We start from the raw sequence: 13,866 nt of genomic DNA, 5'->3' as shown, positions 1-13,866 counted from the left end.
CCTGATGGAGCCTGCCATGAAGTACGCCTTGATCACCCTCGCCCTGACCCTCAGCGCCAGCCCCGCCTTTGCGGCCGGCGATGCCGAGGCGGGCGGCAAGCTGTTCACCAAGACTTGCGGCGGTTGCCACAGCGTTGGCGAAGGCGCGCGGGGCGGGTTTGGGCCGCAGCTCAATGGCATCATTGGCCGTCCCGCCGGTACCACGGACGACTACCAGTACTCCGACGCGATGAAAAACTCCGGCGTGGTCTGGACCCGCGACAAACTCGCCGCCTATATCGAGGCGCCGAAGAAGGTGGTGAGCGGCACACGGATGATCTTCTGGGGCATCAGCGACCAGGAGAAGATCGACAACATCCTGGCCTACCTCGAAACCTTCCAGCCCCGATAATCACTCGCGCACATTCCGGAACAGCATCCACCGCGCACTCTCATGCAGCCCGCGCGTGAGCCCCTGCAAGCGCTGGAATTCCTGCGGATGCTGCGCGGCCACGTCGTCTCGCGGGGTGTGTGAGGCCAGGTCATGCAGGGTCGGCGAGCTGCCGTCGTGCTGCATCTGCAACAGGAAATGTTGGGTTACGCCGCCGATAATCGGGAAGCTGCCTTCACGCAACACCAGCGGCACCACGCGTTCGCCTTCGGGCGCCGGCTGCTGGATATCGCGGCCCAGGGCACCATTGCGAAACGGCATGCCCGCCATACCCGCCACGGTCGGCAACAGGTCCGCCAGCCCCACCGCTTCTTCGATCACCTGTGGCGCCAGGCCAGGGGCGTGGATCAGCAGCGGCACGTTATTGCTCTCCAAGCCGAGCTGTTCGAAGGCCGGCGCCATGTGTGGGATCTGGCTGATGCGCGTGTTGTGGTCGCCGAAGAACACAAAGATGCTGTTGTCGTACCAGCCGCCGGCCTTGGCGATCTCCATCAGGCGGCCGATGTTGTAGTCCAGCAGGCGCACCGCGTTGTATTGCTCGACGCTGCGCGACCCGGCGGCCTGGACTTGCTCCAGAGTCACCTCGGCGACCTGGAACCCATCGTTGTGTTTGGGGATGGTGAATGGCCGATGGTTGCCGGAGGTTTGCAGGTAGGCGAAGAACGGTTGTGCCTCCGGTACGGCGCGCAGCAGTTGGTCGCTTTCCTTGAACAGGTCCAGGTCGGAAATGCCCCACACATCCACCCGTGGCGAGCGCCAGTGGCTTTCGTCATAGAGCTGCACGCCGTCGATGCTTTGGCGGATCAGGGCGTTGATGTTCGCCCAGCCGGCATTGCCGCCGATCATGTAGAACTTCTGGTAACCCGCGAACGCATTGATCAACGTGTGTTGCCGGGTGATCAGCGGGTTGCGTGTGGCGGTCTCCTGGCGGGTCACGTCCGGCACGCCGCTGATGCTGGCCCACACGGTCTTGGCGGTGCCGGTGACAGGTACGTAGAAGTGTTTGAAGAACCAGCTCTGCGTGGCCAGCTTGTCGAGGTTCGGCGTGGGGTTCAGCGGGTTGCCGTAGGCGCCGACAGCACTGGTGCCGAGGGATTCAAGCATCACGAACACTACATTGGGCGGGCGCTTGCCGGCCAGTCGATAGGGCTGCACGCCTTGTTCGCGGATGAAATTCAGTTGCTGGGTGTCGGGCTGATCGACCCCCAGGTAGTCGGCGATTTGCGGATAGTGGTCGCGCACCTTTTTTTCATCGAATTGCGACTGCCCGACCTTGAAAGTGTCGTACAAAAACAGCACCGGGTTCAGGCCCACGGCGGCGACTTGGCTGTTGCCGGAAAAGAACGCATCGCTCCAGCGCAGGGGCACCGGGTTTTCCAGGTTGAGATTGGTGACGCGACCAAGCAGGGCCAAGAGTACGGCGACCACGCCGATCACCGAGACTGACGCCACTGCCCATTTGCCCATCGGCTGGGCTGGACGCTCCAGGGTCAGGCGTTCCAGGCACACCAACGCCCATACCCACAGCGCCACGGCGGCCAGCCAGCAGGCAGTTATCCACAGCACGGGGTAGGTTTCCCACACCATCTGTTGTGAAATCTGCGCGTCTTGCAGGTAGCGCAACACGGTCGCGTTGATACGTACACCCAGGTAGGCGTAGTGGCCAAAGTCGATGATGTAGACCAGGCCGACCACGGCCAGGGCCATCACCAGATAACCGCGCGCCAGCCAGCGCAGGGCGGGCAGGGTAATGAGGTTCCAGCGCGGCAACCACGCCAGCACCGCCAGCGGCAGTAGCAGCAACACCGCCAGGCGCAGGTCGAAACGCAGGCCGATGCCGAGGGTTTCCAGTAACTGCGCAGTGTTTAACGGCAGGCCGGAAAAACCCAGCACAAACACCAGCCGCAACGCCGCCAGCAACACAAACACCAAGCCGATCGCGCCTACGCCGTAGCGCAGGCGGCGTGATTGCAACGCACTCATCATCTCTCTCTACTCAATCTAATAAACACCACAAGACAAATGTGGGAGCGGGCTTGCTCGCGAAAGCGGTGGGTCAGTTAGAGCTGCTGTGACTGACACTGCGCATTCGCGAGCAAGCCCGCTCCCACAGTTTGAATTGCATTAACCCGGCGATGACGCAGTAGGTCGCCAGGAGTGGGTCCACCAGATAATCCCAGTAGTTCTCCGACGCCTTCAGCCGCAGTGCAAACGCTAAAGTGCCCAGCACCAGCATCCACACGGCCAACGTATTACGCAGCCACAACATCAACAGCGCCGCCACGGCCACCAGCACAATCATCGGCCGCGGGTTGAACCCCCAACGGTACGGATCGACATACGTCAGCCCCAGCGTCGCCGGGTACAGCACCAAGCTCAACACACAGAACACCAGCAACATCTGCACCCGGTGCGGGCGAGCAAGCGGCTGCACCAAGCCCAATCGGCTCAAGGCAACCCACGCCAGCAACACCAGCGTGCTGATCGCCAGGTCATCGGTAAAACTGCGCACATACGCCGCCAACGGCAGTTCATTGACCGGGATAAAACTCAACGCCACCAACACTGGCAGCAACCACGGCCGCCACGGCTGGGTGAAGCGCGGCGCGCACAGCGCCACAAACCCCAGCAACACAAAACTCAGATGGGCCTGCCACAGGGAAACCATCACAGACGCTCCGCCAGCCAGGCTTCGTTGAAGCTGACGTGTTTGATAAAGGTGTTATTCCACGAGTACACCAAGTGGTAGGTGCCGTCCGGGCTGCGGCTGAAATACGGGTACTCGTATTCGAAATCGCAGCCACGGGGTTTGCACACGCGGTAATCCAGGCTGCTCAGGAAACGTTGTTCCAGGGGCAGGCGTTTTGCGCCGCTGGAGGCGCGGAAGCCTTCGCCGATGATTTCTTTGTAGGCGTCGGGGGAGAACGGCTGGCCCAGCGGGTCCGGCGACTGGTCCAGTTGCACCACGGTGCGCCACTGACTGAGCTGGGCGTCGGTGCCGTAGAGGCTGAGCTTGAAGCGGCCGTCCTTCAGGTCGTTGAGTGCCACTAGCAAACCATCATCTTCGGTGCCCACCGCCGCCAGCGAGGAATTCGGGTTGGCCGGCTCCAGCGGGTATGGCTCGCTCCAGGTCTGCCCGGCGTCGGTGGTGCGGCTGGCCAGCACACGATGGTGAGTGTCGCCGGCGTAACGCAACATCGCCACGGCGCGCTGGCCGTCCAGCGGCACGATGGTCGGTTGCAGCGAGTGCTTGCCCCGGCTGATGCGGAATTTGTCGATCACGGCGCCGTCGGCGCTCAAGTACAGGTACTCGGCGAACTTGCCCATGAACTCGTGGTACACCGGCAGGCCAATGGAACCGTCGGCGTGGAACACCGGCGCGGCACGCACCAAGGTGCTGATATTGAAAAACGGCGAGGTCACCAGTTGCCTCGGTGCCGACCAGCTGGCGCCGAGGTCATCCGAGACCATTACATTGATCGCACTGGCGGCCCAGCCACCGACTGACACCGACACGTAAAACATCCACAGGCGATTGTCCGGCGCGAGGGCGATCACCGGGTTGCCGAGTTTGCGGATATAGCGCTGTGTGCCGTCGCGGGTGCTTTCCCGCGTGGCCAGTACCTGCTCGGCGCCCCATTCGCCGCTGCTGGCATCGAAGCGCGCGGTGCGCACTTGCACATCGGCGGCGCCTTCGCGGGAACCGGCGAACCACACCGCCATCAAGTCGCCGCCGGGCAGGGCAGTGACGGAGGAGGAGTGCACAAAATCCGTCAACTGCGTCGACACAAACCGGCTGGTGTACTGCGGGGCCGCCGCGACTTTCGCGGTCGTCGGGCTGGCCTGGGCAAACGGCGCCAGCACATGGGGCGGATGGCTTTGCCAGGCGGCGAGAAACACCGCGAGCAGGCCGCAAATCATTAAGACGGAGCGCATAGGAGACCTGTGGATAAAAGGATTACTGCGCACGTTCATCCGGCAGGCGCTTCCTGCGACCGGTGAGCATGGATAACGGTAAGTTGTCGCGTACCAGGGCACTTTCAAACAGCGCGGCCAACACATGCATACACACCAGGCCCAGCAGCCCATTCGCCGCGGTCTCGTGGATTTGTTGCGGCCAGTCGGCGCCCCACAGCGCATCGACTTCCTGCATCAAGAAGCCGCTGACGCCAAGGGTGAGCAAAGCAAGCAACATCAACAGCATCACCAGCGCGCCAATCGGTGAATGACCCAGGCGATGTTGCGGCCGGCGGTTGAGCAGCGAACGCAGGTGGGCATTCAGCCGTTTGGGTGTCGGCCAAAAGTCCGTCCAGCGTGCGCTGCGCGGCCCGACGAAGCCCCACACCAAACGCACCAGCAGCCAGGCCATGGCGTAGTAGCCCAGCCAGACATGCCAGTCGTCGCCCGCTTCGTTAAAGAAGTAATTGGCGACAAAGACCCCGGCGATCGACAGGTGAAACAGCCGCACCAACGGGTCCCACAGGCGCAGGGATTCGCCTGGCATCAGCCTTTGATCTCAGTCTTCACGGCCTTGCCGGTCACCGGGTCGTGGTAGATCTCGACCTTGCGCTTGTCTTTGTCGAAACCGTAGATCTCGTAGCAATTGCCGTCGGTGACTTTGAATTTGCTGATCTGGTAGCCGTCGGCCTTGAGCTTGTCCTGGAAGGCTTGCTGGTCTTGCCATTGCGAGCGTTCGGCGGTGGTGCATTGCGGGCCGGCGAGGGCCAGGGGGCTGGTGAGAATCAGGGACAACAGCAGAATTTTGCGCATGGAAAAGCTCTCAGCAGAGGTGGGAGATTTCACAGTGCAAAACGAACCTTAGTGCAACCTTAGTTGGCAACGAGCCGTAACATCTTTGCCAGGGGTGTGCCTGGAAAACCCGGCATGATTTCGCCGTTTCCTACAGAGAATTAGTAATGCGTCTACTCCTTGTCGAAGATGATCGTGCCCTCGGCCAGGGGATTCGCGTGGCCTTGGGGGCCGAAGGCTATACCCTCGATTGGCTGCAAGATGGCGTCGCGGCCCTACATGCGCTGCGTACGGAGTCGTTTGATCTATTGCTGCTCGACCTCGGCCTGCCGCGCCTCGACGGCCTTGATCTGTTGCAGCAACTGCGCGCCGAGCAACACGACTTGCCGGTGCTGATCCTCACCGCCCGCGACGGCACCGCCGAACGCATCGCCGGCCTGGACGCCGGCGCCGACGACTACCTGGTCAAACCTTTCGACGTCGAAGAACTCAAGGCCCGCGTACGCGCCCTGTTGCGCCGCAGCCAGGGGCGCGCGCAGCCGTTGCTGGAACACGCCGGCGTCAGCCTCGACCCGGCCACCCAGCAAGTGCGCTATCAAGATGGGGAGGTCATCGTGACGCCGATGGAATACCAACTGCTGCACCAACTGATGGTGCGCCCCGGCAAAGTGGTGACGCGCGAGCGCCTGTCCCGCGCGCTGTACGGCTGGCAGGACCGGGTCGAGAGCAATACCCTGGAAGTGCTGATCCATAATCTGCGCAAGAAGTTATCCACAGAGCTGATCCGCACCGTGCGCGGTGTCGGTTATGTGCTGGCGCTTAAACCATGACCTCGGTTCGTGCGCGCATCCTCATCCCCGTGTTGGTGCTGATCCTGCTCGGCGACGCGTTGATCAGCTGGCTGGTGCTGCGCGACAGCCACCACGAAATCGAAGAAGTCTACGACGCCCAACTCGCCCAAAGCGCGCGCCTGCTGCAAGGCGTGTTGCGCCAGCGCGACCCCGGCGAAGCCGACTGGCAGCGCTTGTACGAGGCGTTTGACCAGGCCATGAGCCGCGTGGGTGAGGAGGGCGTGGCCCATCCCTATGAAACCCGCCTGACCTTCCAGATCTGGCGCACCGACGGCCAACTGCTGGTGCGCTCCGCCGAAGCGCCGGTGCTGGCCACACCGCCTGCGACCCTCGGCTCCCACGACCTGATGGACAACGGCAACGACTGGTGCGCCTTCCTTCTCGCCGACCCGCAGCAAGGGCTGTTGATCTGGGTGGGCGAGCGTGACGACATTCGCCAGGACGTGATCCAGCGCATCATGCGCCACACCCTCTGGCCTACGTTGATCGGTGTACCACTGCTGGCGGTGTTGATCTGGCTGGTTATCGGTTGGGGCTTCAAACCGCTGCGCGCCATGGCCCTGTCGATTCGCGGACGCAATACCGACACCTTGCAACCGCTGCATTTAGCGCCACTGCCCAGCGACCTGGAACCCATGCAAACCGCGCTGAACCGGCTACTGGTCCAGGTGGACGAGCTATTGGAGCGCGAGCGCCGCTTCATCGCCGACGCCGCCCACGAACTGCGCACGCCCCTGGCGATCCTGCGCATCCACGCACAAAACGCGCAAAGCGCCGAAACCCCGGAGCAACGCCGTGAAGCCCTGGAGTTTCTGGTCAATGGCGTCGACCGCGCCACCCGCATCGGCAGCCAACTGCTGACCATGGCGCGCATCGAACCGCAACTGAACAACCCGGTGCGCAGCCGTGTGCAACTGACCGAGTTGGTGCGCGAAGAACTGGCCGAACTGACGCCGTTGGCCATGGAAAAAGGCGTGGAACTGGTGCTGGAAGGCGAGGAAGAGGTTTGGCTGGAAACCGAGCCTGTCGCGCTGGCGATTGCATTGCAAAACCTGGTCACCAATGCGCTGAATTTTTCGCCTGCTGGCAGCGAAGTGAAGGTGGTGATTGGCGCCAATTGCCTGAGCGTCGAAGACCAGGGGCCGGGGATCGATGAGGCGGAATTAGGGCGATTGTTCGAGCGGTTCTACAGCCGCGGGAACGCCAACGGCGCTGGGTTGGGGTTGGCGATTGTGGAGATGATCGTTGGCAAGATCGGCAGTCGCTTGGCGTTGCGGAATTTGGAGCAGGGTGGGTTGTGTGCCCGCCTGGAATTCTGACCCAGCATTAATCCCCAGTGGGAGCTGGCTTGCCTGCGAAGACGGCGTGTCAGCTGATATAAGTGCTGGCTGATCCCCCGCTTTCGCAGGCAAGCCAGCTCCCACACTTTGACCTGTGCCAGGCTCGGGAAATGACTGCACCGCCAATCATCTGTGGGAGCTTTCGAGGCCCGGCGAAGTGGGCGATAGCGGATTGATCGACTTTGGTGTTTGGCTTTGGGGCTTCGTCGCAAGAGCGTGCGCATAGACCACACTGTTGAAGGTATGGGTTCTGCAGTCATAAAAGGTTGGCATGCGCTCAGGTGTCAGTTGGGGATCAACTTTTTGCAACAGGCCCGCATCGTCAACCCATAACCCGCTGTAGTAACTATTTTCATCCGTTCTCACATAGTCCTGCTTGTCGCTTTCATGGAGCGCGACCATCCAGAAGATTGGATCGGGGCGATCCAGGCGGGCGTTGGCTTCGCTGAAGACCTGGTCCCATGGGTGGCCGACTTTGGACAGTAGAAACCGATAGAGCGGCGTGTAGTCGAAACCGTGTCGATGGTGGCTGTGCATTGAGCTGCGGTTGGACTGTGCGGCCTTTTCGCTTTTGGTGTTTCGCTCGTACCGATAAGCGCAATAACTGCCGTGACGTACTCAATGGGTGCGGGTGTTGACTGAACGGTAGAGGAGGGGCTTTTTCATGGTCGGCCTCATGGGGTCTTGGGCTGCTTGGGGGGTGGTGGCCAGGCACCTTGGTAGCGGAAGGAGATTTGGTAGTTGAAAAGGCCAGGCGCTATTACGTGTTGGAAGTACGGCTGGAGAATCGTTATCCAACTTGGTAGTACGTCGAACCCTCCTGCATATATCTGGGGCTCCTCGTTTAAATCGAGCGCGTTGAGGATGCTGTCCTCTTCCTCAAAGTCTGCTGAGTGTTCGCTTGCTTCCAAGTTGTCGGTTGTTTTGTTGAACCATTGCAGGCGTATTTTCATTGTCATAACAACGTCTCCAGTTATTTTTCTATGCGTCTTTCGTCTTTTGCTGGACCCCGTCGTTCGCCGGTGTAGGGGTCAAATGAGCCTAGATGCTCCAAGTCGCTCTATCGATATACTTCCAGTTCACCTTGTTCTGAGTCCCACTCAAAAATCCTCCTTCCTTTGGCGTCCTTCCAACGCTCTCGCAGGCCGCCGCCATTACGTTTTCGTGTCTTTCTTTTTTGTTCTATCAAGCCAGGGAATCCAGTGATGTCCTCGGTTTTTGGTGCAGGAAAGTAATCATAATCCGGGTTTTTCATCCCCTTCCGAGGCTGATTAACCACCACATACAACGGCCCAACCCCCGACTCCACCGGGAACACCAGAATAAAATCCCGATACTGCGGCGGATAAACAGGGTTCACCAAAATCAGCGCTGCCTTATTCCTCAATCAGCTCAAGGGGGACGTAACCGGATGGATCGTTGTAGTGAATGAGCCCGTCGGGCAGTTGGCAGGGCTTGAGGAATACGCAGCCGGGAGGTTTGGTGGGCGCAGGGTTTGCAGGAGGGAGAGGGGCGAGCAAGTCGATGGGCGGCGAATAGGGAATCCGTTTCGGCTGCGGGGTCAGGATGCGGCGTTTGAGTTGTTCTTCTTCGGTGATGGGGTAGGCGCGTTCTGACATGGCGGGCTCACTTCCTTGTGTGGGGGAGTGAGGCTACGGGGGGGAAGCGAGGGGCTGAAATAAGCGTTGTTCGATGGTTTTCGTGGGAAAAGTCAGCTGGCTTGTCGCGACGTTGAAAGTACGTATTTGAGTTCTCTCATCTGCGGGTGGGTGGGGCTGTGTGCTTTGGACTTCAGGCAAAACTTGCACACGAGTAGGACCGATCTGTTTTCCGTCTGCGTCCCTCTTTGAATGCAAGGTGTTTGTTACGGTCGCGCGAAAAAACGCGATGGAAATACCAAATGCTGACGTTCAACACCCTATGGAAAAACCACCCCGAAATTTTCGGCGATGCAGCCCCGTGCAGAACCAACGGCACCAAAAATTTCAGCGATCAATGCGCGATCAATTTAGGCGTGGCGCTGCGTCGATCTGAGCCGCTTAGTCGGCGTGCGCTATTGTTGGCAGCACCCCAAGAGCGAAGGCCATGTATTGGCAGCGGAGGAAATGGCCAGAGCATTAAGCCGTGCCAGCATCCCTGGTTTGAGGGCTGTTATTAAGTTGAAGCCCGAAGATTTTGAGGAAGTGCTAGCCGGGCAGCAGGGCGCTATCTTCTTCAAAGACTTTTGGCGGCGAGGGAGCGAGACGTTTGGCAATCGTAGTGGTGACCATATCGACCTGTGGAATGGGCGACGGTTGACGGATTGGCTGAGCTACCCGCGTATTCAGATGGGTTTTTCGGTTGAGGGGACTTTTTCGAGTTATCACGATTCCAGGGAGATTTGCTTTTGCAGGGTTTTATGACGGTGGTTAAGGGGATTGGGTTTGTGGTGTTGGTGGTTGCTGTAGCGCTTGTGGTGTTTAACGGGTTAGTGGTGGCGGTATCTGCGTATTTTGGGTCGTTTTATGAAAGTGATGCGGATCAGAGTCGGAATTTTGGGCTTTGGTTGGTGGGGAATGGGGGGGGGGTTGTGGGAGCGGTGGTGGGCGGGGCGGTCTGGTATTGCAGTTGTTTAAAGAGGGGCGCGGAGTCTCGGGAGAGTAGAACGGGGCGGAAATAGTTAGCTTTGTTTCGAATACTGCGATTTTCGTTTATTTCGTCTGGCGTTGGCCTCAACTGAATTACGCAACATTGGAGCTGCATCATGATCACCAAGTTGCTCCCACATTTTGATCCGGTACAGCCGTTGAACGATGTAGGCAGCAAAAAGACCTTGGAGCGCCGAGGTCTTTTTTTACCCACCGATCAAGCCAGCAGATGCCTGGAAATCAACCGGGAAATTTCAACCATCGAAGTCTTCCCCGTGAATTCAAACTTCACTTTCCCCAACGAAGAAAAGTAAATCTCCAACTCCGAATCCAGATCAAACGTCCCGGATGTTTCCACCGAGTAGGCGACGATATTTTTATACGGCAGCGACGTGAAGTCCTTCTTGCTGCCGGTAATTCCCTGCACATTCACGGCGATGATGCGTTTGTTGGTGAAGACCACGCCGTCGCGCATGGACTTGTACGCGTCGATCACTGTTTCGCCGTCCAGCAGCAGGGCGGATACGCGTTCGGCGTATTCGTTGTTTTGTTTGAGTTTGAAGAAGCCTTTGTTGTTGAAGTCGATCACTGGGCGTTCCTTTTATGGGGCGGCGCTCAGCGCGCCATGACGTTGACGATGACATGCAGGATAAACGCGGGTCCATAACAGGGCTGGCCTTGTTCATCTTCTATGCGCCAGATGGAAGTAACCGTGCAGGTTTCTTTGGGCGCGGCGAATGTGACGGTGAGGTGTACCGGCTGGCCAGGAAGGGTAACGGCAATCGGAATTTCGTTGGTAAGACTGCGCAGGTGGCTGTCCATCACCACTTCCAGTGGGGCGCCTGTGTCGGTGCGGCGGGCGATGACGTACTCGCCGTCTACTCGTACCAGCCTCCGCCCGCGCCAGGGGTGGGTGCCGAGGTTTTGGATTTCCCAGGTTTTTTGGAAGGTTTCGCCGGGTAGCACCACGGTTTGGTCGGGGGTAGTGACGTCGGCGTTGAAGACAGCAACGTCACCGGGGTCGTGTAGGCCGGTGGCTCGGTTGGTGGCTGCCGTTGAATGGGTATCAAGCGGGGCGCCTGCCAGGTCGGCGAAGTAGCGGAACAGCAGCAGTGGCGAAACCTGGAGTGCTTTCGCGAGTTTGATCAGGGTGCGTACAGAGGGATCTTGGGAGGCGCCTCCGGCCAGGCCGTAGAGGTAGGTTCGGGAAATGCCGGATTCTCTGGCTAATGTGGTTATGGATTTGCCAAGCTCACGACTGCGTCGCACAACCAGAGCTCGGAGAGTGTTGCGCGTTCGTATACTCATATTCGATTGTTGATCCCCAGTACTTGGCAGCGGTTGTTACCTTGTTCGCCAAAAAAGACAACCTGCTCGCCGCGGCGAGTAACGCGTAATGCAAACTTGTGACCTGCTGGCGATGTTGTGAAGGACATGGATTGGTCCCTTTTTGGTTAGCTATATCCAGTGTCGTAGTTTCTCGCATGCTTGCGAACCTAGTGTTTGTTGCATTCCTTTACATCTATCATTGGATATAACCATGACTCAAATAAAAACCTGCTCTGATTCCATTGCTCGATCAGGCTTCGGCACTCTGCAAATACCGGATTCCATGTTGCAGGACTACAGAAAGATCGTTGATGGGTACTCAGCAATATCTCCTGCTACCAAAGCATCATTTTCATTCGGTCAGGATACCGATGGTTTTTTCCCATTTGGTGCCGAATATTCAGGCTCTGAGGACCATCCCGATCTTTGTGAGCGCTTGTGTTATTGGCCTGTCCATGTTTCGAAGCGAATCGGTTTTGAGTTCACACGGAGCGACTTTTTCGCGGCTGTGGATACCTTTGAACGACAGATCAGCGAGTTGGCTCAAGAGTTGATGGACGGCATCTGTGGTGAGTTTGGGGTCCCACCACTCGCTCCGTTTCGCTTGGCGTCCTACGTGCAGTTGTGTGTCTACGGTGTTCAGACGGCAAACATCGAACGCCGATTTGCCCAAGACCCTCATGAAGATGGGCATATGTTGTCGTTTATCAAACCTACTCGCGAAGGGCTTGTCTTGGTGAAGGGCGGCTCGCTGGAGTCGGTGCGTCTATTGGAGAACGAAGTTGCGGTTCTGGCAGGATCACTACTTACTGAACTCTCTGATTACGCAATTCCTGCTGCTTATCACGCGGTCCTTGCGCCTCAAAGGCCGGTCTCCAGAAGCTCGCTAATCTACTTTGCCAACCCGAATCCAGAGCAAGTGCTAACCAGCTTTTTCCGCAAGCAGCCAATTGACTTGAATAGCGCCGTAAACGCCCGACACACCGGGTTTGGTAATCAGCCTATTCAGCTTCCTTAATTTCCTCATGGGCACGAATACTTCATGGCTCCCTACTTCAATGCCCTTTTCCTTGAAGGCTTGCTCTTAGGTATCGGCCTATTCGCCGCCCCTGGCCCCAAAGACACCTTGGTCATCCGCCAAGGTGTCGGTCGCGGCCCTATCTGGGGGGTGGTTGCCATCTGCGTGTTCGCCGATGTTCTGCTGATCGCCCTGGGCATAGCCGGTCTGGGCAAGCTATTGGAAAGCCGGCCAGTACTGGTCGCGCTGTTGCTGATTTCCGGCGCGGCCTACCTGCTGTGGTTTGCTACTCAGCGCCTGTTGGCCTGCCTGCGTGACCACTCCATGCCGGACACCCTAAGCGGTAAATCGCAACGAGGGCTGTTACGGACGGCAGTTGTGCTGGGATTCGCCAACCCCTACGCCTGGCTCGATACCGTCGTGCTTATCGGCTCCATCGGCGCTGCAAAGCCCTTGAACCAACAAGCACTCTTCGCGACCGGTGCCATGACTGCATCACTGCTGTGGTTCGTATTCTTGGCGTTGGGATGTCAGCGTTTGACCAACCTGTTTCGCACTCCTGTGGTGTGGCGCTGGCTGGACGCCGGTGTGGCGGTGTTGATGGTGTATCTGGCCGGTATGTTGATCACCGATTCACTGGATGTCTTTAAGGTAATCCTTGAGGGTGGATAGGGGCGGGGGTAGTTCCTCGAGCTGATGAACGCTTTGCACGTCAGTCGCTAATCTTTTCAGCTCCCGCCCCAACACTGTCTCAGCCCCACCCACCGCAACCAGCGCCTGCCCCACACATACATCCACCTTCAGCAAAATCCCCGCCAAATCCCCCTGGCGCAGCAACAATCCAAATACCTCCCTGTCATAGCCAACCATCACCGGGTCGTCGCGCAAAACCGGACTGCCGCCGTCTTCCTCATGCACCAGTTTCAGTGCAAAAAGCGCCACAGCTTCCAGCGTCAATTCCATGGTCTCAGCTCCTTCACATACGGGGGAGGGCGATGATCACTGTTCTTGCGCGCCAAAAACAACCCCGCGCCTCAGCACTCCACTATCAACTCCGCGCGACGATTGCGGGGGCGGCCCTCGGCGCTGTTGTTGTCCGCCAGCGGTCGGGGTCTCGACATAACCAGTGGCTGCTAGGCGCCTTGGCTGTATGCCGTTGGCTTGCAGGTAGTCCTCCACGCTACCGGCGCGGGCGATTCCTTCTATATAGAGAGGGAAGGCCTGTTTTGGGTTGTTTGATAGAAAAACCAAATAAACGGTTGACGGCAGATTCTGGATGTCTATAATTCGCCCCACTTCCGGCGCAGTCGAAGCGGAAAACTCCTTGGTAAACAATGGGTTACGCAGTTTTCGGCAGCAGGTTGCTTCAGTTCATCGAGGCGCTGAGGAAGTTGAAAAAAGAGGTGTTGACAGCAGCGTGTAACGCTGTAGAATTCGCCTCCCGCTAACGAGAGATCGTAAGCGCAAGTGGTTGAAGTTGTTGAAGAAATCTTCGAAAGCTTCTGAAAATAATCACTTGACA

Annotated in this window: 17 protein-coding genes and 1 pseudogene; 7 read left to right on the top strand and 11 right to left on the bottom strand. The window is 58.5% G+C overall.

Features of this window, described 5'->3' with window-relative positions; translation table 11 throughout:
- Nucleotides 1–16 precede the first annotated feature (16 nt).
- Nucleotides 17–391, top strand: a complete 375-nt coding sequence (locus tag IB241_RS23330) for a c-type cytochrome (protein WP_192300560.1) — start codon at nucleotides 17–19, stop codon at nucleotides 389–391.
- Here IB241_RS23330 and IB241_RS23325 read toward each other — a convergent pair whose 3' ends face one another.
- The 5 genes from IB241_RS23325 to IB241_RS23305 form a co-directional block, all read right to left on the bottom strand.
- Nucleotides 392–2,413: an LTA synthase family protein gene (locus IB241_RS23325; protein WP_192300559.1), complete on the bottom strand. Its 2,022-nt coding sequence runs from the start codon at nucleotides 2,411–2,413 to the stop codon at nucleotides 392–394.
- A 73-nt stretch (nucleotides 2,414–2,486) separates the two neighbouring features.
- Nucleotides 2,487–3,098 (bottom strand): hypothetical protein, encoded by a 612-nt coding sequence (locus IB241_RS23320; RefSeq protein WP_192300558.1) that lies wholly within the window; start codon nucleotides 3,096–3,098, stop codon nucleotides 2,487–2,489.
- Complete coding sequence (locus IB241_RS23315; protein WP_192300557.1) at nucleotides 3,098–4,366, bottom strand: sialidase family protein; 1,269 nt, start codon at nucleotides 4,364–4,366, stop codon at nucleotides 3,098–3,100. The genes IB241_RS23320 and IB241_RS23315 overlap by 1 nt, the downstream gene beginning before the upstream one ends.
- Nucleotides 4,367–4,388: 22 nt before the next feature.
- Nucleotides 4,389–4,934, bottom strand: coding sequence for a cytochrome b/b6 domain-containing protein (locus tag IB241_RS23310; protein WP_192300556.1), 546 nt, complete (start codon nucleotides 4,932–4,934; stop codon nucleotides 4,389–4,391).
- Nucleotides 4,934–5,200, bottom strand: coding sequence for a PepSY domain-containing protein (locus IB241_RS23305; RefSeq protein ID WP_192300555.1), 267 nt, complete (start codon nucleotides 5,198–5,200; stop codon nucleotides 4,934–4,936). The genes IB241_RS23310 and IB241_RS23305 overlap by 1 nt, the downstream gene beginning before the upstream one ends.
- A gap of 146 nt (nucleotides 5,201–5,346) precedes the next feature.
- Between IB241_RS23305 and IB241_RS23300 the strand changes: the two genes are divergently transcribed.
- Both IB241_RS23300 and IB241_RS23295 read left to right on the top strand, forming a co-directional pair.
- A complete protein-coding gene (locus tag IB241_RS23300) occupies nucleotides 5,347–6,009 on the top strand; it encodes a response regulator (protein ID WP_192300554.1) in 663 nt (220 codons plus the stop codon).
- Nucleotides 6,006–7,349 carry a sensor histidine kinase gene (locus IB241_RS23295; RefSeq protein WP_192300553.1) on the top strand — a complete coding sequence of 448 codons (1,344 nt, stop codon included), beginning with the start codon at nucleotides 6,006–6,008 and terminating at the stop codon, nucleotides 7,347–7,349. Before IB241_RS23300 ends, IB241_RS23295 begins: the two co-directional genes overlap by 4 nt.
- 147 nt (nucleotides 7,350–7,496) lie before the next feature.
- Here the strand turns inward: IB241_RS23295 and IB241_RS23290 are convergent, their stop codons facing one another.
- The 3 genes and pseudogenes from IB241_RS23290 to IB241_RS27610 form a co-directional block, all read right to left on the bottom strand.
- Nucleotides 7,497–7,907, bottom strand: a complete 411-nt coding sequence (locus tag IB241_RS23290; protein ID WP_225595683.1) for a hypothetical protein — start codon at nucleotides 7,905–7,907, stop codon at nucleotides 7,497–7,499.
- A gap of 137 nt (nucleotides 7,908–8,044) precedes the next feature.
- Nucleotides 8,045–8,323 carry a colicin E3-like toxin immunity protein gene (locus IB241_RS23285; protein WP_318652612.1) on the bottom strand — a complete coding sequence of 93 codons (279 nt, stop codon included), beginning with the start codon at nucleotides 8,321–8,323 and terminating at the stop codon, nucleotides 8,045–8,047.
- Nucleotides 8,324–8,343: 20 nt separating this feature from the next.
- Nucleotides 8,344–8,989 (bottom strand): annotated as a pseudogene (locus IB241_RS27610) (colicin E3/pyocin S6 family cytotoxin).
- 281 nt (nucleotides 8,990–9,270) lie between these two features.
- On the opposite strand from IB241_RS27610, the gene IB241_RS27605 reads away from it, so the two are divergent.
- The gene (locus IB241_RS27605) at nucleotides 9,271–9,528 is read left to right on the top strand and encodes a hypothetical protein (RefSeq protein WP_225595688.1); all 258 of its coding nucleotides are present in this window, start codon (nucleotides 9,271–9,273) and stop codon (nucleotides 9,526–9,528) included.
- Complete coding sequence (locus IB241_RS27600; RefSeq protein ID WP_263864833.1) at nucleotides 9,476–9,772, top strand: type VI secretion system amidase effector protein Tae4; 297 nt, start codon at nucleotides 9,476–9,478, stop codon at nucleotides 9,770–9,772. Before IB241_RS27605 ends, IB241_RS27600 begins: the two co-directional genes overlap by 53 nt.
- A gap of 442 nt (nucleotides 9,773–10,214) precedes the next feature.
- On the opposite strand, the gene IB241_RS23265 is transcribed toward IB241_RS27600, so the two are convergent.
- Both IB241_RS23265 and IB241_RS23260 read right to left on the bottom strand, forming a co-directional pair.
- Complete coding sequence (locus IB241_RS23265; RefSeq protein ID WP_192300550.1) at nucleotides 10,215–10,586, bottom strand: PH domain-containing protein; 372 nt, start codon at nucleotides 10,584–10,586, stop codon at nucleotides 10,215–10,217.
- A 26-nt stretch (nucleotides 10,587–10,612) separates the two neighbouring features.
- Nucleotides 10,613–11,266, bottom strand: a complete 654-nt coding sequence (locus tag IB241_RS23260) for an NBR1-Ig-like domain-containing protein (RefSeq protein ID WP_318652609.1) — start codon at nucleotides 11,264–11,266, stop codon at nucleotides 10,613–10,615.
- Nucleotides 11,267–11,537: 271 nt separating this feature from the next.
- Here IB241_RS23260 and IB241_RS23255 point away from each other — a divergent pair, with 271 nt between their 5' ends.
- Nucleotides 11,538–12,344: a 2OG-Fe(II) oxygenase family protein gene (locus tag IB241_RS23255; RefSeq protein WP_192300548.1), complete on the top strand. Its 807-nt coding sequence runs from the start codon at nucleotides 11,538–11,540 to the stop codon at nucleotides 12,342–12,344.
- A 24-nt stretch (nucleotides 12,345–12,368) separates the two neighbouring features.
- A complete protein-coding gene (locus tag IB241_RS23250; RefSeq protein WP_192300547.1) occupies nucleotides 12,369–13,016 on the top strand; it encodes a LysE/ArgO family amino acid transporter in 648 nt (215 codons plus the stop codon).
- Here IB241_RS23250 and IB241_RS23245 read toward each other — a convergent pair.
- Nucleotides 12,978–13,307 carry a hypothetical protein gene (locus tag IB241_RS23245; protein ID WP_192300546.1) on the bottom strand — a complete coding sequence of 110 codons (330 nt, stop codon included), beginning with the start codon at nucleotides 13,305–13,307 and terminating at the stop codon, nucleotides 12,978–12,980. The two genes, IB241_RS23250 and IB241_RS23245, sit on opposite strands and share 39 nt — an antisense overlap.
- Nucleotides 13,308–13,866 lie beyond the last annotated feature (559 nt).

Origin of the sequence: Pseudomonas sp. PDM05 (assembly GCF_014851685.1) — a bacterium.
GTDB lineage: Bacteria > Pseudomonadota > Gammaproteobacteria > Pseudomonadales > Pseudomonadaceae > Aquipseudomonas.
Note: the sequence above shows the minus strand (reverse complement) of the source record. Positions and strands in the feature narration are given on the sequence as shown.

Coding starts and splice junctions, on each gene's coding strand:
- IB241_RS27600 (WP_263864833.1), top strand. CDS start 9,476: ATGGCCAGAGCATTAAGCCGTGCCAGCATCCCTGGTTTGAGGGCTGTT.
- IB241_RS23295 (WP_192300553.1), top strand. CDS start 6,006: ATGACCTCGGTTCGTGCGCGCATCCTCATCCCCGTGTTGGTGCTGATC.
- IB241_RS23285 (WP_318652612.1), bottom strand. CDS start 8,323: ATGAAAATACGCCTGCAATGGTTCAACAAAACAACCGACAACTTGGAA.
- IB241_RS23290 (WP_225595683.1), bottom strand. CDS start 7,907: ATGCACAGCCACCATCGACACGGTTTCGACTACACGCCGCTCTATCGG.
- IB241_RS23300 (WP_192300554.1), top strand. CDS start 5,347: ATGCGTCTACTCCTTGTCGAAGATGATCGTGCCCTCGGCCAGGGGATT.
- IB241_RS23245 (WP_192300546.1), bottom strand. CDS start 13,307: ATGGAATTGACGCTGGAAGCTGTGGCGCTTTTTGCACTGAAACTGGTG.
- IB241_RS23310 (WP_192300556.1), bottom strand. CDS start 4,934: ATGCCAGGCGAATCCCTGCGCCTGTGGGACCCGTTGGTGCGGCTGTTT.
- IB241_RS27605 (WP_225595688.1), top strand. CDS start 9,271: ATGCTGACGTTCAACACCCTATGGAAAAACCACCCCGAAATTTTCGGC.
- IB241_RS23325 (WP_192300559.1), bottom strand. CDS start 2,413: ATGAGTGCGTTGCAATCACGCCGCCTGCGCTACGGCGTAGGCGCGATC.
- IB241_RS23330 (WP_192300560.1), top strand. CDS start 17: ATGAAGTACGCCTTGATCACCCTCGCCCTGACCCTCAGCGCCAGCCCC.
- IB241_RS23315 (WP_192300557.1), bottom strand. CDS start 4,366: ATGCGCTCCGTCTTAATGATTTGCGGCCTGCTCGCGGTGTTTCTCGCC.
- IB241_RS23305 (WP_192300555.1), bottom strand. CDS start 5,200: ATGCGCAAAATTCTGCTGTTGTCCCTGATTCTCACCAGCCCCCTGGCC.
- IB241_RS23250 (WP_192300547.1), top strand. CDS start 12,369: ATGGCTCCCTACTTCAATGCCCTTTTCCTTGAAGGCTTGCTCTTAGGT.
- IB241_RS23255 (WP_192300548.1), top strand. CDS start 11,538: ATGACTCAAATAAAAACCTGCTCTGATTCCATTGCTCGATCAGGCTTC.
- IB241_RS23320 (WP_192300558.1), bottom strand. CDS start 3,098: ATGGTTTCCCTGTGGCAGGCCCATCTGAGTTTTGTGTTGCTGGGGTTT.